The organism is Pseudomonas sp. RAC1 (assembly GCF_030658255.1).
GTDB lineage: Bacteria > Pseudomonadota > Gammaproteobacteria > Pseudomonadales > Pseudomonadaceae > Aquipseudomonas > Aquipseudomonas boreofloridensis.
This window is the reverse complement of the sequence record NZ_JAUTXS020000037.1, coordinates 195,269-215,344: the sequence shown is the minus strand read 5'-3', so window position 1 is coordinate 215,344 and position 20,076 is coordinate 195,269. Positions and strand designations below refer to the sequence as shown.

The 20,076-nt window shown below is 64.7% G+C and carries 16 protein-coding genes; 11 read left to right on the top strand and 5 right to left on the bottom strand.

The window, feature by feature from the left end; all coding sequences use genetic code 11:
- The first annotated feature begins 20 nt into the window (after nucleotides 1–20).
- On the top strand, nucleotides 21–1,694 hold the full coding sequence (locus tag Q7C30_RS16620) for a bifunctional diguanylate cyclase/phosphodiesterase (protein ID WP_317872160.1): 1,674 nt from the start codon (nucleotides 21–23) through the stop codon (nucleotides 1,692–1,694).
- Nucleotides 1,695–1,724: 30 nt separating this feature from the next.
- Here the strand turns inward: Q7C30_RS16620 and Q7C30_RS16615 are convergent, their stop codons facing one another.
- Nucleotides 1,725–3,122 (bottom strand): NorM family multidrug efflux MATE transporter, encoded by a 1,398-nt coding sequence (locus tag Q7C30_RS16615; RefSeq protein WP_317872159.1) that lies wholly within the window; start codon nucleotides 3,120–3,122, stop codon nucleotides 1,725–1,727.
- A gap of 158 nt (nucleotides 3,123–3,280) precedes the next feature.
- On the opposite strand from Q7C30_RS16615, the gene Q7C30_RS16610 reads away from it, so the two are divergent.
- From Q7C30_RS16610 to Q7C30_RS16600, 3 genes are all read left to right on the top strand, one after another.
- Complete coding sequence (locus tag Q7C30_RS16610) at nucleotides 3,281–4,207, top strand: LysR substrate-binding domain-containing protein (RefSeq protein WP_304482957.1); 927 nt, start codon at nucleotides 3,281–3,283, stop codon at nucleotides 4,205–4,207.
- Nucleotides 4,208–4,300: 93 nt separating this feature from the next.
- Complete coding sequence (locus Q7C30_RS16605) at nucleotides 4,301–6,232, top strand: FTR1 family protein (protein ID WP_317872158.1); 1,932 nt, start codon at nucleotides 4,301–4,303, stop codon at nucleotides 6,230–6,232.
- Nucleotides 6,233–6,299: 67 nt separating this feature from the next.
- Nucleotides 6,300–6,752, top strand: coding sequence for a YaiI/YqxD family protein (locus Q7C30_RS16600; protein WP_317872157.1), 453 nt, complete (start codon nucleotides 6,300–6,302; stop codon nucleotides 6,750–6,752).
- A 33-nt stretch (nucleotides 6,753–6,785) separates the two neighbouring features.
- On the opposite strand, the gene elbB is transcribed toward Q7C30_RS16600, so the two are convergent.
- On the bottom strand, nucleotides 6,786–7,454 hold the full coding sequence (elbB, locus tag Q7C30_RS16595; protein ID WP_317872156.1) for an isoprenoid biosynthesis glyoxalase ElbB: 669 nt from the start codon (nucleotides 7,452–7,454) through the stop codon (nucleotides 6,786–6,788).
- A gap of 126 nt (nucleotides 7,455–7,580) precedes the next feature.
- On the bottom strand, nucleotides 7,581–8,201 hold the full coding sequence (locus Q7C30_RS16590) for a DedA family protein (protein ID WP_295484071.1): 621 nt from the start codon (nucleotides 8,199–8,201) through the stop codon (nucleotides 7,581–7,583).
- A 209-nt stretch (nucleotides 8,202–8,410) separates the two neighbouring features.
- On the opposite strand from Q7C30_RS16590, the gene hemB reads away from it, so the two are divergent.
- Nucleotides 8,411–9,421 carry a porphobilinogen synthase gene (gene hemB, locus Q7C30_RS16585; RefSeq protein ID WP_317872155.1) on the top strand — a complete coding sequence of 337 codons (1,011 nt, stop codon included), beginning with the start codon at nucleotides 8,411–8,413 and terminating at the stop codon, nucleotides 9,419–9,421.
- A gap of 19 nt (nucleotides 9,422–9,440) precedes the next feature.
- The gene (gene ppk1 / locus Q7C30_RS16580) at nucleotides 9,441–11,684 is read left to right on the top strand and encodes a polyphosphate kinase 1 (RefSeq protein ID WP_317872154.1); all 2,244 of its coding nucleotides are present in this window, start codon (nucleotides 9,441–9,443) and stop codon (nucleotides 11,682–11,684) included.
- A 122-nt stretch (nucleotides 11,685–11,806) separates the two neighbouring features.
- Here ppk1 and ppx read toward each other — a convergent pair whose 3' ends face one another.
- On the bottom strand, nucleotides 11,807–13,309 hold the full coding sequence (ppx, locus tag Q7C30_RS16575; RefSeq protein ID WP_116889826.1) for an exopolyphosphatase: 1,503 nt from the start codon (nucleotides 13,307–13,309) through the stop codon (nucleotides 11,807–11,809).
- A 273-nt stretch (nucleotides 13,310–13,582) separates the two neighbouring features.
- On the opposite strand from ppx, the gene trxA reads away from it, so the two are divergent.
- The 5 genes from trxA to Q7C30_RS16550 all read left to right on the top strand — a co-directional run bounded on the left by trxA (nucleotide 13,583) and on the right by Q7C30_RS16550 (nucleotide 19,086).
- The gene (gene trxA, locus Q7C30_RS16570; protein WP_317872153.1) at nucleotides 13,583–13,912 is read left to right on the top strand and encodes a thioredoxin TrxA; all 330 of its coding nucleotides are present in this window, start codon (nucleotides 13,583–13,585) and stop codon (nucleotides 13,910–13,912) included.
- 305 nt (nucleotides 13,913–14,217) lie between these two features.
- Nucleotides 14,218–15,477, top strand: a complete 1,260-nt coding sequence (gene rho / locus Q7C30_RS16565; RefSeq protein WP_039581904.1) for a transcription termination factor Rho — start codon at nucleotides 14,218–14,220, stop codon at nucleotides 15,475–15,477.
- Nucleotides 15,478–15,644: 167 nt separating this feature from the next.
- Nucleotides 15,645–17,108, top strand: a complete 1,464-nt coding sequence (gene ubiD / locus Q7C30_RS16560; protein ID WP_039581901.1) for a 4-hydroxy-3-polyprenylbenzoate decarboxylase — start codon at nucleotides 15,645–15,647, stop codon at nucleotides 17,106–17,108.
- A gap of 4 nt (nucleotides 17,109–17,112) precedes the next feature.
- Complete coding sequence (locus tag Q7C30_RS16555; protein ID WP_317872152.1) at nucleotides 17,113–18,081, top strand: CDP-6-deoxy-delta-3,4-glucoseen reductase; 969 nt, start codon at nucleotides 17,113–17,115, stop codon at nucleotides 18,079–18,081.
- Between the two features lie 354 nt (nucleotides 18,082–18,435).
- Nucleotides 18,436–19,086 (top strand): gamma-glutamylcyclotransferase, encoded by a 651-nt coding sequence (locus Q7C30_RS16550; RefSeq protein ID WP_029614735.1) that lies wholly within the window; start codon nucleotides 18,436–18,438, stop codon nucleotides 19,084–19,086.
- A 3-nt stretch (nucleotides 19,087–19,089) separates the two neighbouring features.
- Here the strand turns inward: Q7C30_RS16550 and Q7C30_RS16545 are convergent, their stop codons facing one another.
- The gene (locus Q7C30_RS16545; protein ID WP_304482949.1) at nucleotides 19,090–19,974 is read right to left on the bottom strand and encodes a LysR family transcriptional regulator; all 885 of its coding nucleotides are present in this window, start codon (nucleotides 19,972–19,974) and stop codon (nucleotides 19,090–19,092) included.
- Nucleotides 19,975–20,076 lie beyond the last annotated feature (102 nt).

The following is a 20,076-nucleotide window of genomic DNA, read 5'->3' as shown; positions in this document are numbered from 1 at the left end:
CCACGGCCTAAGGAGCCCGCTTGTCCACGCCCACCGAACCCTTGCGTCTGCTGCTGTTGGCCGAGGAGCCGCTTTGGGCTGCCCTGTTGCGCGACTGTGCGCGACCGTTGGCCGACAGCGCCGTGTTGCTGACCGCGCCGAGCTGGGAGGCGGTGGACAGCCTCTTCGCCCATGACCGCCAGGCGGTGGTGCTGGCCACGCCCGAGTTGCAGCCAGCGGTGGGCCGCTGCGCGTTGCCGGTCATCCTGCTGCTCGACGCCGAGCCGGATAACGCGCCGGAAGGCGTCAGCGATTGGCTGGTGCGTGGCCAGTTGAGCAGCGATACGCTGCGTCGCTCACTGCGCCATGTGCGCGAGCGCGGCGCGCTGGTGGCCTCGTTGCAGCGCTTGGCCGAGCAGGACCCGCTCACCGGCATCGCCAACCGCCAGGGCTTCCAGGCGCTGCTGGCCGCACGCTTGACCCAGCATGGCGGTCGCGGCCTGGCCCTCGGTCACCTGGACCTGGACACCTTCCGCCACGTCAACGACGCGCTCGGCCATCAGGGCGGCGACCGGGTGATATTGCAGGTGGTGCACCGGCTCAAGCAGTTGCTGGGGGCCGACGATCAGTTGGCGCGCCTGGGTAGCGACGAGTTCGCCCTGCTGATCGACACCCGCCACGACACCGGCCGCGCCGAGCGCATCGCCGAGGCCATCGTCGAAGCCCTGGCCGAGCCCTACTGGGTCGATGGTGAAAGCCTGTTGCTGGGGTGCAGCCTGGGCCTGGCCCACGCCCGCGCCCAGGCGGGTGCCGACCCGCTGATGTGGCATGCGCACATTGCCATGCGCCAGGCCAAGGGCGTCCAAGGCTGCACGTACCATGTGTTCAACGAGCGGATCAATCGTCATGCCCGCAGCCTGGCCGACCTGGAAAGCGAGCTGCGGCGGGCGCTACGCCGCGATGAGCTGGAGCTGCACTACCAGCCGCGCCTGGACCTGGGCACGGGACGTATCGTCGGCCTGGAAGCGCTGGTGCGCTGGCGCCATCCGCAGCGTGGCCTGTTGGCGCCGAGCGAGTTCGTACCGCTGGCCGAGCAGAGCGGGCTGATCGTGCCGCTGGGCTACTGGGTGATCTGCCGCGCCCTGCGCGACATGCAGACCTTGCAACTGCGCGGCCTCGATCCCTTGCACATGGCGGTGAACCTGAGCTTCCGCCAGTTCCAGGACAGCCAACTGCTGGCCACCCTGAGTCGACTGATCGTCGAGCATGGCGTCGATGCGCGCTGGCTGGAGTTCGAACTGACCGAAACGGCGGTGATGCGCCGCAACGAGGTGGTGCGCCAGACCATGGATGCCCTCGGGCGGCTGGGCGTGCGCTTCTCGCTGGACGATTTCGGCACGGGCTTCTCGTCGTTCGTGCACCTGAACAGCCTGCCCATCGCGCTGCTCAAGATCGACCGCAGCTTCGTCGCCGGCATGGAGCAGCGCGAAGAGAACCGCAAGTTGGTCCACGCGATGATAAACCTGGCGCACAACCTCAACCTGGAGGTGGTGGCCGAAGGCGTGGAAAGCGAGGAGCAGATGGCCTTGCTGCGCGAGTTTGGCTGCGATCAGGTGCAGGGCTTCCTGGTGAGTCGGCCTCTACCGGTGGACGAACTGATGGAGTACCTGCTGGAGGCGTGCGGCGGGGAGCGTGCGGGTCAGGCGCCGCCATGAACGGGGCGCGCGTGAACCCGCGCCCATGGATCAACGCCGCCAGATCCGCGAGGCTAGCGGCTGGCCACCACCGGCCCTGTCCAGCAAACGCCGCATCCGCCACTCGAACGCCAGGGTCAGTGCCACCGCGGCGCACGCAAGACCCAGCGCCAGTCCCCACCAGATGCCCACGGCGCCGCCACCGAGGGTGAACGCGAACAGCCAGGCGGCGGGGGCACCGACCAGCCAGTAGCACAGCAAGCCGATGACGAAGGTGGTCTTGGCATCCTTCAAGCCACGGATCGAGCCCATGGCGATGGTCTGGGTGCCGTCGAACAGTTCGAACCACGCCGCCACCATCACCAGTTGCACGGCCAGCGCGAAAATGTCGGCGAAGGCCGGATCATGGCGGTCCACCAGCCAGCCGACCAGGGTGTCCGGGAACAACCAGAACAGCACGGCGAAGGCGAACATGATCACCGCGCCCATGCCGATGCCCACCCGCCCGGCGCTGCGGGCCGCCAGCAGGTTGCCGGCGCCGTAGTACAGCCCGACCCGCATGGTCACCGCGTACGACAAGCCGGTCGGCACCATGAACGCTGCCGAAATGATCGGCAGGGCAATCTGGTGAGCGGCCAGCTCCGTGTTGCCCAGCACGCCCATGCACAGGGCGGCGAAGGCGAACAGGCCCACTTCGACGATGTACGTGCCGCCGATCGGCAGGCCCAGTCGCCACAGTTCGCGCAGCGCCTCCAGCGACGGCCGCGACAGGCCCTGGCGCAGGGGATAGGCGTCGTAGGCGCGGTGCCAGCGGATGTACAGCGCCAGGGCGACCGCCATGCCCAGCGACACCACGGCGGTGACCAGGCCGATGCCCATCAGGCCGAGTTTCGGCAAGCCGTACAGTCCCTCGATCAGTGCATGGTTGATCAGGTAGTTGAGCACCGTGCCCACCAGGCTGATGACCATCACCGGGGTGGAATGGCCCAAAGCACTGGTGAAGCCGCGCAGGGCCATGAAGGTGAGGTAGCCGGGCAGCGCCAGGGGTAGCAGCGTGAGGAACTGCATGGCCATCTCGACGTTGTCCGGGCGCTGGCCGAACAGCAGCAACAGCGGCTTGAGGTTCCACAGCGCCAGCCCGGCAGCCAAGGCCAGGCCCCAGGCCAGCCACAGCCCGTTCTGCGCCAGGCGCGTGGCACCGGCGATGTCGCCTGCGCCCTTGCGGAAGGCCACCAGGGTGCCGACGGCGGCGATCACGCCCAGGCAGAAGATCGACACGAACGAATAACTGGCCGCGCCCAGCCCGCCGCCGGCCAGGGCCTGCGGGCTGATGCGGGCCATCATCAGGGTGTCGGTGAGCACCATCAGCATGTGCGCCAGTTGCGAGGCGACCAGAGGGCCAGCCAGGCGCAACAAGGCCTTGAGTTCGGTGGTGGGCGCGACGTGCATGGGGCGGAGTCCTTCGGTGTGGGCGCGGCGATGAAAGTGGACGATTCTGCGGCCTCGGTCAGGTTTGCACAAAAGGATAAATGCGATGCGTAGCATGAGTTGAACTCATGCAGCTAAGATCCACTTCGTTCACGTCATGTCCTTTTTACGGGAGCCGCATGTCTCGTCAGTTGCCTGCCCTTTATGCGTTGCGCGCATTCGAAGCCGCGGCGCGGTTGTGCTCGTTCACCCGCGCGGGCGAAGAGCTGTCCATCACCCAGAGCGCGGTCAGCCGGCATATCCGCACCCTGGAAGCGCACTTCGGCTGCCGCCTGTTCATCCGCCACGGTCGCAGCTTGCAGCTCACCGAAGCCGCGCGCCTGCTGCTGCCCGGCGTACGCGACGGCTTCGCAGCCCTGGAGCGCGCCTGCAACACCCTGCGTGGCGAGGACGACATGCTGCGCATGAAGGCGCCCTCGACCTTGACCATGCGCTGGCTGCTGGCGCGCCTGAGTCGTTTTCGTCATTTGCAGCCGGGCAACGAGGTGCAACTGACCAGCGCCTGGATGGACGTGGACCATGTGGACTTCAACCAAGAGCCTTTCGATTGCGCCGTGCTGCTCAGCGACGGCAACTTCTCCGCCGACTGGGAAGTGCGTCGACTGTTCGCCGAGCTGTTGATTCCGGTCGGTGCACCGCAATTGCAGGCCGAGGCTCCTTGGGATGCGCAGCGGCTGGCCGGGACCGAGCTGCTGCACCCCACCCCCGACCGCCGCGACTGGCGCAGTTGGTTGGCGCGCATGGGCCTGAGCGAAACGGTGCCGATCACAGGTGGGCAGGTGTTCGACACCCTGGAGTTGGGCATGATCGCCGCCGCCCGTGGCTACGGCGTGTCGATGGGCGACCTGCTGATGGTGGCCGAGGACGTTGCCGCCGGCCGCCTGAGCCTGCCCTGGCCCACCGCTGTGCCCAGCGGGCTGGACTACTACCTGGTATGGCCACGCACGCGGCCCGGTGGTGAGCGTCTGCGGCGCTTGAGTGCGTTCCTGCAGGAGGAAGCCGCGTCGATGGATCTGCCGGACGTGGAAATCCTTGACGCGCGCTGATGGCGTTAAGCACGCGATGCCACACTGATTTGTCGCAAGATTTTTCATGAAATCCCTGCGCACCGCTTGAGTGGTGCGAAGTGGAAGTGAACAATGTTCGCTTTCGTATTCCCGCCGAGATTCGCCATGAATTCCCGCTCTTCTCTGCTTGCCTGGCTGTTGTTGCCGGTGCTGGCGCTGTGCAGTTGCCTGGCTGTGGCCGAGTCCTCCGCAGAAGCCACCAAGGCCCTGCATCTGCTGGACTACATCGGCGCCGACTACCCGTCGACGGTGCGCGATGGCCAGGTGCTGGACGACCCGGAGTACCGCGAGCAGCAGGAGTTCGGCGCCGTGCTGGCGGAGCTGCTCGCAGGCTTGCCGGCCCATCCCGAGCGCGATGCGCTGGTGCAGGGTGTGCAGGCGCTGCGCCAGGCCATCGACCAGCGTCAAGCGGGCGCAGCGGTGGCCCAGCAGGCGCGACAGTTGGGCGCGCGCCTGGCGGTGGCCTACGAGGTCAGCCAGGCCCCGGTGATCACCCCGGACCCGGCGCGCGGCGCATCGCTGTATGCGCAGAACTGCGCGATCTGCCATGGCGACACGGGCGCCGGCGACGGTCCTGCGGGCGTCGGCCTGGAGCCTGCGCCGGCCAACCTGCGCAATGTCGAGCGGCTCGACCAGTTGAGCCTGTTCGACCTGTACAACACCCTGGGGCTGGGCATCGAAGGCACTGAAATGCCATCGTTCGCCGATCAGCTCGACGAGCGTCAGCGTTGGGACGTGGCCGCCTACATCGCCAGCTTCAGCGCCGACCCTCAGGCTGGCAAAGGCGACTTCACCTGGAACATCGCCGATCTGGCGCGTCAGACCCCGGCCGAAGTCGCCGCCAACCAAGGCGCCGAGGCCGTGGCGGCATTCCGCGCCCAGCGTGCCCAGCCGCCGCAGGTCAAGCGCGGGCCGGCGCAGTTGCTCGACTACACCTCCAGCACCCTGGACAAGAGCCTGGCGGCCTATCGCGAGGGCGATCACGACCAGGCCTACGACCTGTCGGTGGCGGCCTACCTGGAAGGCTTCGAGTTGGTGGAAAGCTCGCTCGACAACATCGACGCGCAGGTGCGCAAGGACACCGAGAAGTCGCTGATGGCTTACCGTCAGGCGCTGCAGGACGGCTTGCCGGTGGAGCAGGCGGTGCAGCGCCTGGACGAAGCCAAGGTGAAACTGGCGCAGGCCGCCAAGCTGCTAGGCAGCGATGGCCTGAGTTGGTCGCTGAGCTACGTCTCGGGACTGCTGATCCTGCTGCGCGAAGGCCTGGAAGCGATCCTGGTGCTGGCGGCGATCCTGGCCTTCCTGCGCAACACCGGCCAGCAATCGGCGGTGCGCAGCGTGAACATCGGCTGGGGCCTGGCGTTGCTCGCCGGCTTTGCCACCTGGGCGCTGGCGGCTTACGTAATCGACGTCGGCGGCGCCCAGCGCGAGCTGCTCGAGGGCTGTACGGCGCTGTTCGCCGCTGTCATGGTGCTGTGGCTGGGGGTGTGGATGCATGACCGGCGCCACGCCGACGCCTGGCAGGACTACATCAAGCGCAGCCTGCTCAGCGGTGGTGGGCGCTTCGGCTTCGCCCTGCTGGCGTTCTTCTCGGTGTACCGCGAGCTGTTCGAGGTGATCCTGTTCTACGAGACCTTGTGGTTGCAGGCCGGTCCTGCAGGGCATCAGGCGGTGCTCGCCGGTGGCGCCACGGCGCTGGTACTGCTGGTGGGGCTGGCCTGGGTGATCCTGCGTGGTTCGGCGCGCTTGCCGCTGTCGCTGTTCTTCAGCATCAACGCCGCGTTGCTCTGCGCGCTGTCGGTGGTGTTCGCCGGACATGGCGTGAAGGCGTTGCAGGAAGCCGGCGTGCTGGGCACGCGGCCAGTGCCGTTCTTCGAATTCGACTGGCTGGGCATTCATGCCGATGCCTATTCGTTGGGTGCGCAGGCCGTGGCCTTGCTGGCGGTCGTGCTGCTGTACGGACGCTCGTGGATGGCCGAGAAGCGTCGGGCGGCGGCGAATTGAGGTGGCGCTTGCCCTGTGTCCAGTTGGGTCCGACACTAGTGTCCTTTTGAACCACGGAACTTCCCCCATGCGCATATGGATCGACGCCGACGCCTGCCCCAAGGCGGCCAAGGACCTGATCGTCAAATTCGCCCTCAAGCGCAAGCTGGACGTGGTGATGGTGGCCGGCCAGGCGGTGGCCAAGCCGGCGTTCGCCATCGTGCGCCTGATCGTGGTGCCCAGCGGCATGGATGCCGCCGACGATTATCTGGTCGAGCATGCCGTGCCCGGTGAGCTGGCGATCTGCAGCGACGTGCCTCTGGCCGATCGGCTGATCAAGAAGGGCGTCGCGGTGCTCGATCCACGGGGCCGTGAGTTCGACGAGCGCAACATGGGCGAGCGTCTGGCCGTGCGCAATCTGTTCACCGAATTGCGCGAGCAGGGGCAGGTGGGGGGCGGGCAAGCGCCTTATGGCGAGCGCGAGAAGCAGGCCTTCGCCAACGCCCTGGATCGCATCCTGACGCGGCTGTCCAAGGGCTGAACAGACAGGGGGCGTCTGGCGCCCCCCGGGCATTTACTGATCGTCTTCGTGGGTCAGTTCGAGCACACGGTCGACCAGCTTGTAGATACCGCTCGCCGCTTCGCTGATCGAGGTGGCCAGCATGTAGGCCGGGGTGCTCACCAGCTTGCGCTGGGTGTCTTCGACGATGTCGTGCACATCGCAGTCTTCATGGGTGCCGCCCATTTGCACTACCGCTGCGCTGGTGTCGGCATCGTTGCCGATGGTGCAGACCACGCCTGGACCATAGATTTTCGCGGCCAGCGCCGGCGAGATGCAGATCAGACCGACCGGCTTGCAGGCCGAGGCGAAGGCTTCAGCCAGCGCCAGCACATCGGGATGCACCGTGCAGTTGGCGCCTTCGACGGCGAAATTGGACAAGTTCTTCGCGGCGCCGAAGCCGCCCGGCACGATCAGCGCGTCGAACTCCTCGGCCTTGGCTTCGCGCACGTCCTTGACCTCGCCGCGGGCGATGCGTGCCGACTCCACCAGTACGTTGCGCGACTCGGGCATGGCTTCGCCGGTCAGGTGATTGATGACGTGCAGTTGTGTCACGTCCGGGGCAAAGCATTGCACTTGGGCGCCGCGCTGGTCGAGGCGCAGCAGGGTGATCACGCTTTCATGGATCTCGGCGCCGTCGTAGACGCCGCAGCCCGATAGAATCACCGCGACTTTTTTTGTCATGTTCGTTACTCCCGTGTCGAGACGCTCGAAATCCTGTCGTGTGACGCATTGGATCGCACGCGCCGCCCGGTGTTCATTCGGCGCGGGAGGTCGCGGGCGATCGTTACGACGTCAGAGGCAAAGGCTTCAGTGCTGTTCGTTGCGCGGCTCGGTTGCCGGCTCCGCCTGGCTGGCCAGCGCGGCGGCCTTGCGCTCGGCGCGGCGATTGCGCACATAACGGCGCAGCCAGAGCAGCGCACCGAGCACCAGCAGGGCGCCCAGCACCCACAGTTCGTAGCGCTTGATGTTGCCCAGCATGCCTTCGAGGATGGCGCCGAAATGGTAGGCGGCCGCGCCCAGGGCCAGGGCCCAGATGGCCGCGCCGATGCCGTTGAGCAGCAGGTAACGCCGGGGTGGGTAGCCGGACAGGCCGATGGCCACCGGCATCACCGTACGCAGGCCATAGACGAAACGGAAACTCAGCACCCAGATGTCCGGATGACGTCGGATATGCTCCAGGGCGCGGTCGCCCATGGCCTGCCAGCGCGGCTTGCGGGCGAGGATCTTGCGCCCGTGACGACGGCCCATGAAGTACCACAACTGATCCCCGGCATAACTGCCGCAGAACGCCACCAGCACCACCAGGGAAATGTCCATGTACCCACGGAACGCGAGAAATCCTGCAAGCACCAGGATGGTCTCGCCTTCAAAGAAGGTGCCTAGAAAGAGGGCGAAATAGCCGAAATCATGCAGGAATTGTTGAAGCATGTTCTGAGATGCTGGCGAAATGAACGCGCAGCCTACCCCTTCACGCGTCCGGGGGAAAGTGTCCAAATGTGTCTCGAAGTGAACATTTCCTACACGCAAGTGCCCTGCGGCTACAGGTCGCAGGGTTGCCCTTCCCTGTAACCTAGGCGTCATAATGGACGCTTATAACTGTCGCGCTAGCCCGCCTGCGCGGGCTTCAGGAGTCTGCCGTGAGCTTTACCCCCGCTAACCGTCTGTTTCCTGCCACCCGCCTGCGTCGCAACCGCCGGGACGATTTCTCCCGTCGGCTGGTTCGCGAGAGCACCCTGACCGTCGATGACCTGATCCTGCCGGTGTTCGTCCTGGACGGCGAGAACCGTCGCGAGGACGTGCCGTCGATGCCCGGCGTCGAGCGTCTGTCGATCGACCTGCTGCTCGAAGCGGCGCAAGGCTGGGTGGAGCTGGGCATTCCGGCGCTGGCGCTGTTCCCGGTCACGCCGGTGGAGAAGAAGACCCTCGACGGTGCCGAGGCATGGAACCCGGAAGGTATCGCCCAGCGTGCCACCCGTGCCCTGCGCGCGCGCTTCCCGGAACTGGGGGTGATCACTGACGTCGCCCTCGACCCGTTCACCACCCACGGCCAGGACGGCATCCTCGACGAGGAAGGCTACGTACAGAACGACATCACCGTCGATGCCCTGGTACGTCAGGCGCTGTCGCACGCCGATGCGGGCGCCCAGGTGGTGGCACCGTCGGACATGATGGACGGCCGCCTGCAGGCCATCCGTGAAGCCCTGGAGCTGGCCGGGCACGTCAACGTGCGCATCATGGCCTACTCGGCCAAGTACGCCAGTGCCTACTATGGCCCGTTCCGTGACGCGGTCGGCTCGGCGCTGAACCTGGGCAAGGCCAACAAGGCCTCCTACCAGATGGACCCGGCCAACAGCGACGAGGCCCTGCACGAAGTGGCCACCGACCTCGCCGAAGGCGCCGACATGGTCATGGTCAAGCCAGGCATGCCTTATCTGGACATCGTTCACCGGGTGAAGACCGAATTCCGCGTGCCGACCTTCGTGTATCAGGTCAGCGGCGAATACGCCATGCACATGGCCGCCATCCAGAACGGCTGGCTCAGCGAAGCGGTCATTCTCGAATCCCTCACCGCTTTCAAACGGGCCGGCGCCGATGGCATCCTCACCTACTTCGCCGTGCGTGCCGCTCAATTGTTGAGAGGGCAGTAACGCCCTCACAGGAACTCAGATGAATAACGAAGTGCTCACCGCTGTCGAGATCAAACACGCCAAGGCCTTGCCGGAGGAGCTGGTGCAGACCCCGCCGGACCTGCCGGCGGCGCCTGAACCGGAGCCGGAACCGGCTGTCGAGGCCGCCGCGCCGGCGCCGGCCCCGGCTCCAGCCATTGCGGTGCCGAGCCTGGACGACAGCAGCCTGTACATTCATCGTGAGCTCTCGCAGCTGCAGTTCAACATCCGCGTGCTGGAACAGGCGCTGGACGAGTCCTACCCGCTGCTGGAGCGCCTGAAGTTCCTGCTGATCTTCTCCAGCAACCTCGACGAATTCTTCGAGATCCGCGTGGCGGGCTTGAAGAAGCAGATCAATTTCGCCCGCGAACAGGCCGGCGCCGACGGCTTGCAGCCGCACCAGGCGCTGGCGCGGATCAGCGAGCTGGTGCACATCGAGGTCGACCGTCAGTACGCGATCCTCAACGATGTGCTGCTGCCGGAGCTGGAGAAACACCAGATTCGTTTCATTCGTCGCCGCTACTGGACGCCCAAGCTCAAGACCTGGGTGCGCCGCTACTTCCGCGACGAGATCGCGCCGATCATCACGCCCATCGGTCTCGACCCGACCCACCCGTTCCCGCTGCTGGTGAACAAGAGCCTGAACTTCATCGTCGAGCTCGAAGGCGTCGATGCCTTCGGTCGCGACTCGGGCCTGGCCATCATCCCGGCGCCGCGTCTGCTGCCGCGGGTGATCCGTGTGCCGGAAGAAGTGGGTGGCGCGGGCGCCAACTATGTATTCCTGTCGTCGATGATCCACGCCCACGCCGACGACCTGTTCCAGGGCATGAAGGTCAAGGGCTGCTACCAGTTCCGCCTGACCCGCAACGCCGACCTGGCACTGGATTCCGAAGAGGTCGACGACCTGGCCCGCGCGCTGCGTGGCGAGCTATTCTCGCGTCGCTACGGTGACGCGGTACGCCTGGAAGTCGCCGACACCTGCCCAAAACACCTGTCGGACTACCTGCTCAAGCAGTTCAGTCTGAGCGAGAGCGAGCTGTATCAGGTCAATGGACCGGTCAACCTGACCCGCCTGTTCAGCATCACCGGCCTGGACAGCCACCCGGAGCTGCAGTACGCGCCGTTCACCCCGGCCATTCCCAAGACCCTGCAGAACGCCGACAACCTGTTCAGCGTGATCAGCAAGCAGGACATGCTGCTGATGCACCCGTTCGAGTCCTTTACCCCGGTGGTCGACCTGCTACGCCAGGCCGCCAAGGATCCGCACGTGCTCGCCGTGCGCCAGACGCTGTATCGCTCTGGCGCCAACTCCGAGATCGTCGATGCACTGGTCGACGCAGCGCGTAACGGTAAGGAGGTCACGGCGGTGATCGAGCTGCGTGCGCGCTTCGACGAAGAGTCCAACCTGCAGATGGCCAGCCGCTTGCAGGCTGCGGGTGCCGTGGTGATCTACGGCGTGGTCGGGTTCAAGACCCACGCCAAGATGATGCTGATCCTGCGCCGCGAGCAGGGCGAGATCGTTCGCTATGCGCACTTGGGTACGGGTAACTACCACGCCGGCAACGCGCGTCTGTACACCGACTACAGCCTGCTGACCTCCGACGACGCCCTCACCGAGGACGTCGGCAAGTTGTTCAGTCAGTTGATCGGTATGGGCAAGACGTTGCGCATGAAGAAGCTGTTGCATGCGCCGTTCACCCTGAAGAAGGGCATGCTCGACATGATCGCCCGCGAAACGCAGTTCGCCCTCGACGGCAAGCCGGCGCACATCATCGCCAAGTTCAACTCGCTGACCGATGCCAAGGTGATCAAGGCCTTGTACAAGGCCAGCCAGTCGGGTGTGAAGATCGACCTGGTGGTGCGCGGCATGTGCTGCCTGCGGCCAGGCATCGCCGGGGTGTCGCACAACATCACGGTGCGCTCGATCATCGGTCGCTTCCTGGAGCACACCCGGGTGTTCTACTTCCTCAATGGCGGCGACGAGCAGATCTACCTGTCCAGCGCCGACTGGATGGAGCGCAACCTCGACAAGCGCGTCGAGACCTGCTTCCCGGTCGAGGGCAAGAAGCTGCTGCTGCGGGTGAAGAAGGAGTTGGAAAGCTACCTGACCGACAACACCCAGGCCTGGACCCTGCAGTCCGACGGGCGCTATGTCCGTAGCACGCCGACCGGCAACCAGAACCCGCGCAGCGCCCAGGCGACATTGCTGGAGCGCCTGAGCAATCCGGTGTTGAACGTACGCTAGCCGCGCAGCGGTAGGGCGGTGGCAGCGGCGCTTCGCCGCTGCGACTGATGTCCAGCAAAGCGCGTCGCGGGGCCTGACACCGGCCAGGCCGGTGTTCGCGGCACCCGGCCGCTTGCACAGGTTCAGCGAACGCTGAGAATGAACCCCACCCGCGCCAGCCACTCGGCTTCGTTGGCGAAGTCGGCCTGGGTCAGTTGGTTCTGTTCCAGCCAGCCTTCGGGGAAGACCACTTCCAGGCTGTCGTCGTCAGCCTTGAGTTCCACCTTGGGCATCTGCTGGGTGCCGCGAATATGGTGGAAGAGAATGGCGAAGCGCAGCAGCACGCACAGGCGGATCAGCTTCACGCCGTCGTCACCGAATTCGGCGAACTTGTCCTTGGGAATGTTGCGGCGGTGGCCACGCACCAACAGCGCCAGCATCTGCTGGTCTTCGCGGGAGAAGCCTGACAGATCGGAGTGCTCGATCAGGTAGGCGCCGTGCTTGTGGTAGTGGTAATGGGCGATGTCCAGACCGATTTCATGCACCTTCGCCGCCCAGCCTAGCAAGTCGCGCCAGTTGCCGTCTTCCAGGTCCCAGGCCTTGGCCACTTGGTCGAAGGCGTGCACAGCTTTGCGCTCCACGCGCGCGGCCTGACCCTGATCGACGTGGTAGCGCTCCATCAGCGAGTTCAGGGTGCGCTCGCGCACGTCCTCGTGGTGATGGCGCCCCAACAGGTCGAACAGCACGCCTTCGCGCAGGGCGCCGTCGCAGTGGTCCATGCGCTGCAGTTCCAGGGCGTCGAAGATCGCTTCGAGAATCGCCAGGCCCGCCGGGAAGATCGCGCGGCGGTCAGGCTTGACCCCTTCGAAGTCGATCTTGTCGACCTCGCCGAGCTTGAACAGCTTGCGCTTGAGCGAGGCCAGTCCTTCGGCGTTGACTTCGCCGCTGCCCTGGCCGTTCGCCTTGATCGCCGCACCGATGGCCCGAATGGTGCCGGATGAGCCGATGGCCTCGTCCCAGGTCAGGCGGTGCAAGGCGTTTTCAATGCTCATCAGTTCCAGGCGCGCAGCGGTGTAGGCCTGGGCATAGCGTGCCGGAGTGACCTTGCCGTCGCGGAAATAGCGCTGGGTGAAGCTCACGCAGCCCATCTGCAGGCTCTCGCGCAGCAAGGGTTCGAAGCGCTGGCCGATGATGAACTCGGTGCTGCCGCCGCCGATGTCGGCCACCAGGCGTTTGCCCGGCGTGTCGGCCAGGGTGTGCGACACACCCAGGTAGATCAGGCGGGCCTCTTCACGACCGGAGATGACTTCCACCGGATGGCCAAGGATGGCCTCGGCGCGCTGGATGAACGCGTTGCGGTTGCGCGCTTCACGCAGGGCGTTGGTGCCGACGATGCGCACGGCACCGGCGGGCATGCCGTTGATCAACTGGGCAAAGCGCTTGAGGCACTCGAGGCCGCGCTGCATGGCTTCTTCGCTGAGCAGGCGGTCTTCGCCGATGCCGGCGGCCAACTGAACCTTCTCCCCCAACCGTTCCAGAATGCGGATCTCGGTATGGTGGGCCTTGGCCACGACCATGTGGAAGCTGTTGGAGCCAAGGTCGATGGCGGCGATCAGGGACAGGTTCTTCGCGGTGGTATGCGGCATATCTGGTTGTTCTCGGTCGATAACCCGGCAATCCTGACATGATCGCAGGCTGACGCCAACGCGCGGCATGGCAAGGGTTGACGCAAGGCAATGTGCGGATGGCCTGCATGACTGCTCGATGAAGGCCTGGAACGGATCCTATGACGCTTGTATGACAGTTTCATTCACAGCGTCTTGCTCAACTATAGTGACACTCAATCGCTCGCGACTTCCGATAGGCCGTGGGTACGGCTATGATGGGCCACTTTTTTCGCTTTCGACCTGGAGAACGCCATGAGCAGCGATCTGATCAAACACGTCACCGACGCCACTTTCGAGGCCGAAGTGCTCAAGGCCGAAGGCCCTGTACTGGTGGATTACTGGGCTGAATGGTGCGGCCCCTGCAAGATGATCGCCCCGGTGCTGGACGACATCGCTTCGAGCTACGATGGCAAGCTGACCGTCGCCAAGCTGAATATCGACGATAACCAGGAAACACCCGCCAAGCACGGCGTGCGTGGTATCCCGACGCTGATGCTGTTCAAGAACGGCAACGTCGAAGCGACCAAGGTAGGCGCGCTGTCCAAGTCGCAACTGACTGCGTTCATCGACGCCCACCTGTGATGTGAGGCGCCCCGCCGACGCTTGATGCTGTGCGCATGAGCGTGTCGGGGCTGCTTCGTGGCAGTCTTGGGTGAACCGCGTCTCCCGTCCCCTGGGTCCGGTTTCCACCGTCAAAACCACTAGACGCCCAAAAAAGCAAGTGTTACATTCGGCCTCGCACTGTTTCTCCAGTGCCCTCTACATGCCGTCGCCGACGCACTCCCAATTCGAATCAGTACGCGATCCTGTCGCCAATCTAGCGGCGCGGCTTCATTAAGCCAGAAGCTTAATTCCCCCCCTTCTTACATGATTACGTCACTCCCCTTATGAACCTGACAGAACTCAAGCAAAAGCCGATTACCGATCTGCTGGAAATGGCCGAACAGATGGGCATCGAAAACATGGCCCGTTCGCGCAAGCAGGACGTGATTTTCGCCCTGTTGAAAAAACACGCCAAGAGCGGCGAAGAAATCTCGGGTGACGGCGTGCTGGAGATTCTCCAGGATGGATTCGGTTTCCTGCGTTCGGCAGATGCCTCGTACCTGGCCGGCCCTGACGATATCTACGTCTCGCCCAGCCAGATCCGCCGCTTCAACCTGCGCACCGGCGATACCATCGTCGGCAAGATCCGTCCGCCGAAGGAAGGGGAGCGTTACTTCGCGCTGCTGAAGGTCGATACCATCAACTTCGACCGTCCGGAAAACGCGAAGAACAAGATCCTCTTCGAAAACCTGACCCCGCTGTTCCCCAACCATCGCCTGAAGATGGAAGCCGGTAACGGCTCCACCGAAGACCTCACCGGTCGAGTCATCGACCTGTGCGCGCCCATCGGCAAAGGTCAGCGCGGCCTGATCGTCGCCCCGCCAAAAGCGGGCAAGACCATCATGTTGCAGAACATCGCGGCCAACATCACCCGCAACAATCCCGAGTGCCACCTGATCGTCCTGCTGATCGACGAGCGCCCGGAAGAAGTGACCGAGATGCAGCGCACCGTGCGCGGCGAAGTGGTCGCCTCGACCTTCGACGAGCCGCCGACCCGCCACGTGCAGGTCGCCGAAATGGTCATCGAGAAGGCCAAGCGCCTGGTCGAGCACAAGAAGGACGTGGTCATCCTGCTGGACTCCATCACCCGTCTGGCCCGTGCCTACAACACCGTGATTCCGAGCTCCGGCAAGGTGCTCACCGGTGGTGTCGACGCCCATGCCCTGGAAAAGCCCAAGCGCTTCTTCGGCGCGGCCCGTAACATCGAGGAAGGCGGCTCGCTGACCATCATCGCCACCGCGCTGGTCGAGACCGGCTCGAAGATGGACGAGGTCATCTACGAAGAGTTCAAGGGTACCGGCAACATGGAACTGCCGCTGGACCGTCGCATCGCCGAGAAGCGTGTGTTCCCGGCCATCAACATCAACAAGTCCGGTACCCGCCGCGAAGAACTGCTGACTGCCGACGACGAGCTGCAGCGCATGTGGATCCTGCGCAAGTTGCTGCACCCGATGGACGAAGTGGCGGCCATCGAGTTCCTCATCGACAAGCTCAAGCAGACCAAGACCAACGATGAGTTCTTCCTGTCGATGAAGCGCAAGTAAGCGTTTCACCGCGGCAAAAGTGGGGGCCGCTACGTGTTTCTTCGCCGGTGAACCTGCTCCTGACGGGACGGTTCACCGGCGACGAAGCAGGTAGCGGCCCCCACTCATTTCAGCCAAACACGTTACACTCTGCACCCCGACCGATACGGCCAACATGAGGCTCACGCATGCAGTATCGCGATCTACGCGACTTCATTCGCGGCCTGGAGCAGCGCGGCGAACTCAAGCGCATCCAGGTTCCGATCTCGCCCATTCTGGAAATGACCGAAGTCTGCGACCGCACGCTGCGGGCCAAGGGCCCGGCGCTGCTGTTCGAAAAGCCCACCGGCTTCGACATGCCGGTGCTCGGCAACCTGTTCGGCACGCCCGAGCGTGTGGCCATGGGCATGGGCGCCGAGTCGGTGAGCGAGCTGCGTGAGATCGGCAAGTTGCTGGCCTTCCTCAAGGAGCCCGAGCCGCCGAAAGGCCTGAAGGATGCCTGGTCGAAGCTGCCGATCTTCAAGAAGGTCGTGTCCATGGCGCCGAAGGTGATCAAGGACGCGGTGTGCCAGGAGGTGGTGGTCGAGGGTGAAGACGTCGACCTGTCGCAACTGCCGATCCAGCACTGCTGGCCGGGTGACGTCGCGCCGCTGATCACCTGGGGGCTGACCGTCACCCGTGGTCCGAACAAGGACCGGCAGAACCTGGGTATCTACCGCCAGCAGGTGATCGGTCGCAACAAGGTCATCATGCGCTGGCTGAGCCACCGTGGCGGTGCGCTGGACTACCGCGAATGGTGCGAAAAGCATCCGGGCCAGCCGTTCCCGGTCGCCGTGGCGCTGGGTGCGGACCCGGCGACCATCCTCGGCGCGGTGACACCGGTGCCCGATACCTTGTCGGAATACGCCTTTGCCGGCCTGCTGCGCGGCAACCGTACCGAACTGGTCAAGTGCCGTGGCAACGACTTGCAGGTGCCGGCCACCGCCGAGATCATTCTCGAGGGCGTGATCCATCCGGGCGAGATGGCCCCCGAAGGCCCCTATGGCGACCACACCGGCTACTACAACGAAGTGGACAGCTTCCCGGTGTTCACCGTCGAGCGCATCACTCATCGGCACAAGCCGATCTACCACAGCACCTACACCGGCCGTCCGCCGGATGAACCGGCGATTCTCGGCGTGGCGCTGAACGAGGTGTTCGTACCGATCCTGCAGAAGCAGTTCCCCGAGATCGTCGACTTCTACCTGCCGCCCGAAGGCTGCTCGTACCGCATGGCCGTCGTGACCATGAAGAAGCAGTATCCGGGGCACGCCAAGCGCGTCATGCTGGGCGTGTGGTCGTTCCTGCGACAGTTCATGTACACCAAGTTCGTTATCGTCACCGACGACGACATCAACGCCCGCGACTGGAACGACGTGATCTGGGCCATCACCACGCGCATGGATCCCAAGCGTGATACGGTGATGATCGACAACACGCCGATCGACTACCTCGACTTCGCGTCGCCGGTATCGGGCCTGGGGTCGAAGATGGGCCTGGATGCCACCCACAAGTGGCCGGGCGAGACGACACGCGAATGGGGCCGGGTCATCGTCAAGGACGAGGCCGTCACCCGCCGCATCGATGAGCTGTGGGACCAGTTGGGAATATAGAGTGATGCAGGTGACCTTGCAGCCGTCCGGCGCGGTACTGTCCGTGCAGCCGGGCGAAAGGATTCTGGAAGCAGCGCGGCGCTTGGGTTACGAGTGCCCGAGCAGTTGCCGCAACGGCAACTGCCATGTGTGCGCGGCATTGCTGGTGGAAGGGCGGGTACGCCAGGACGGCGAGGTCCGCGATCAGGGTGAGCTGTTCACCTGCATCGCCGAGCCGCTGGAAGACTGCGTGCTGTTGTGGGATGGGGTGTTGGCCCTCGGTGAACTGCCCGTGCGCGCGCTGGCCTGCAGCGTCAGCGAATGCGTCGAGGTCGGCGGCGATGTCTGGCGCGTGCGCCTGCGCGCGCCGGCTGGCAAGCTGCCGCGCTATCACGCCGGGCAGTACCTGCTGATCGAGCGCGAAGGTGCGGACAAGGCCGCGTTTTCCCTGGCCTCGGCGCCCCACGCCGGACGCGATCTGGAACTGCACGTGCTGGCTCGCGAGCGCAGCGCCGTGCAACTGATCGAGCAGTTGCAACGCACGGGCATGGCGCGCGTCGAACTGCCGTTCGGCGATGCCCATCTGGCCGAGCTGCCCGACGGTCCGTTGGTGCTGATCGCCGCCGGCACCGGCATGGGCCAGATGCACAGCCTGATCGAGCATTGCCGTGCCCACGGCTTCGAGCACCCGGTCCACCTTTACTGGGGCGTGCGGCGCCCGGACGAGTTCTACGCCATCGACCACTGGGCGCAGTGGCAGCGCCTGCCCAATCTGTTCCTGCACAAGGTGGTCAGCGACCTGTGTGGCTGGGAGGGACGCTGCGGGCTGTTGCACGAGGCGGTGCGCGAAGACATCGCCGACCTCAACAGCGTGCATGTGTATGCCAGCGGCTCGCCGAACATGGTCTATGCCACGCTCGATGCCCTGGTGGAAGCGGGCATGGATGCACACCGCATGCGCGCCGACGTCTTCGCCTACGCCCCGCGCAATTGAAGCGACGGACGTGTCGCAATGACACGTCCGCAGTAATAACCAAAGTTGCAGGCGTCGATTATAAGGTCGCCATTATTACTGAATGCATGAATAACTTTTAATCTATTCATAACCGTCGCTCCGGCTGTCGGTATTGTGCATAAAACTGTGTTCTCGGGGCTTGAGATACTCTGCGCGATTGCCTTAAGTTAAGCGCATGGACTTCACCCAGCGTCGTATGCGCTGACCCAGACGGCCAGCGGGCGCTGGCGGTGCAAGTTCGTGGGCTCTGTCCGAACTGTATCTGCACTCGCCCATACTGCGTTCAAACAGACCCCAGTCCATGCTTTGCACAGGAAACAACGGCGGCAGCCTATGTCGGTACTTGAAAGTTCTAAGTGGCAAGTGTCCTACCCCCCTTCGCTGGATTTCGGCCAGCAACTGACCCCCGATCAACTGCATCTTTCGATGCAGGCGACCATGTCCCGTCATGAAGGCGGGCCGGTATGGCTGTTCGCCTATGGCTCGCTGATCTGGCGTCCGGAATGCGATTCGGTGGAGCGCCGGCGCGCGCGCGTGCATGGCTATCACCGCGGTTTGTACCTCTGGTCCCACGAGCACCGCGGCACGCCGGAATGCCCAGGCCTGGTGTTCGGGCTCGACCGCGGCGGCTCATGCAGCGGCTTCGCCTATCGTCTGGAAGAGCGCTGCCTGGAAGACTCCCTGCGCGCCCTGTGGCAACGCGAGATGCCGTTCCCGGCGTATCGTCCGCACTGGCTGACTTGCCGCCTGGACGACGGCAGCAAGGTACAGGCGCTGGGCTTCGTACTCGAGCGCCACCTGCCGTGCTACGCCGGCAACCTGCCCGACAGCCTGCTCAGCCAGATCCTCGCCAATGCCAAGGGCCGCTTCGGCACCACGCGCGACTATGTGGAACAGACGCTCAAGGCCCTGCGCACGCACCAGATGCCCGACCGTGGCCTGGAGGCGCGTTTCCAACGCTGCCACGACGCCCGCCACGCCTGACGCTCACTGGCCGACGCCGATCCACTCCACCAGTGCCCGGACCTTGGGCACTTCTGCCGCATGCTCGGCGTAGGCCAGATAGTGCTTGCCCGGGCTTTGCATCGCATGCTCCCAGGCGATCACCAGGCTGCCTTCGGCCAATTCGCGGCTGGCCAGGTAGCGCGGCACCAGCGCCACGCCACAGCCCGACTGAGCGGCACTGAGCGCCATGTAGAAGGTATCGAAGCGCGGCCCCTGGTAGCTGTTGTCGGTGTGCAGGCCCTGCTCCAGGAACCATTCATGCCAAGCCTCGGGCCGCGACGTGCTTTGCAGCAATACCCTCGCCGCCACATCGGCCGGCCCCTTCAGCGCGCCCTCGCTGAGCAGCTCCGGCGCGCACACCGGCACCACCTCCTCGCCGAACAACTCGATGCAGGTCGCGCCGGGCCAGGTCCCTCGTCCATAGAAGAACACCACGTCGGCCGAGCCTTGCAGCAAGGCGAAGGGCTCCATCTCGTTGCGGATGTCCAGGTGAATGTTCGGGTGGCGCTTGCCGAAGCCCTTGAGCCGGGGGATCAGCCAGCGCACGCCGAAACTCGGCTGGGTGGCGACCTTGAGCACTTCGGTCTGCTCGCCGTAGGTCAGGACGTAGCGGCTGGACATGTCCAACTGAGTGAGGATCTTGTTCACCTCGGCCAGGTACAACGCGCCGGCCGGGGTGAGCTGCAAGCGCCGGCGGATACGCAGGAACAGGTGATGGCGCAGCAGCTCTTCGAGCTGCGCCACCTGTTTGCTCACCGCGCTCTGGGTCAGGTGCAACTCCTGCGCGGCACGGGTGAAGTTCAGGTGGCGAGCCGCCGCCTCGAAACACTGCAGGGCCGTCATCGACGGGACCAGGCGCTTGGACATGGTTGTTCTCGAGACAGTCAACCATTCCCGAGGGGAATGATTAGAGGAATAAAGGTCATTTGTAGCAGCGAAGCAATCGGATTAATACTGATTGCCAGTCAC

Bases quoted from the DNA above. Each gene is read 5' to 3' on its own strand.
- Q7C30_RS16590 (WP_295484071.1), bottom strand. From the start codon at position 8,201: ATGCTTCAACAATTCCTGCATGATTTCGGCTATTTCGCCCTCTTTCTA.
- elbB (WP_317872156.1), bottom strand. From the start codon at position 7,454: ATGACAAAAAAAGTCGCGGTGATTCTATCGGGCTGCGGCGTCTACGAC.
- ppx (WP_116889826.1), bottom strand. From the start codon at position 13,309: ATGCCGCATACCACCGCGAAGAACCTGTCCCTGATCGCCGCCATCGAC.
- Q7C30_RS16555 (WP_317872152.1), top strand. From the start codon at position 17,113: ATGCAGGTGACCTTGCAGCCGTCCGGCGCGGTACTGTCCGTGCAGCCG.
- Q7C30_RS16600 (WP_317872157.1), top strand. From the start codon at position 6,300: ATGCGCATATGGATCGACGCCGACGCCTGCCCCAAGGCGGCCAAGGAC.
- rho (WP_039581904.1), top strand. From the start codon at position 14,218: ATGAACCTGACAGAACTCAAGCAAAAGCCGATTACCGATCTGCTGGAA.
- Q7C30_RS16605 (WP_317872158.1), top strand. From the start codon at position 4,301: ATGTTCGCTTTCGTATTCCCGCCGAGATTCGCCATGAATTCCCGCTCT.
- ubiD (WP_039581901.1), top strand. From the start codon at position 15,645: ATGCAGTATCGCGATCTACGCGACTTCATTCGCGGCCTGGAGCAGCGC.
- trxA (WP_317872153.1), top strand. From the start codon at position 13,583: ATGAGCAGCGATCTGATCAAACACGTCACCGACGCCACTTTCGAGGCC.
- Q7C30_RS16550 (WP_029614735.1), top strand. From the start codon at position 18,436: ATGTCGGTACTTGAAAGTTCTAAGTGGCAAGTGTCCTACCCCCCTTCG.
- Q7C30_RS16610 (WP_304482957.1), top strand. From the start codon at position 3,281: ATGTCTCGTCAGTTGCCTGCCCTTTATGCGTTGCGCGCATTCGAAGCC.
- Q7C30_RS16545 (WP_304482949.1), bottom strand. From the start codon at position 19,974: ATGTCCAAGCGCCTGGTCCCGTCGATGACGGCCCTGCAGTGTTTCGAG.
- ppk1 (WP_317872154.1), top strand. From the start codon at position 9,441: ATGAATAACGAAGTGCTCACCGCTGTCGAGATCAAACACGCCAAGGCC.
- Q7C30_RS16615 (WP_317872159.1), bottom strand. From the start codon at position 3,122: ATGCACGTCGCGCCCACCACCGAACTCAAGGCCTTGTTGCGCCTGGCT.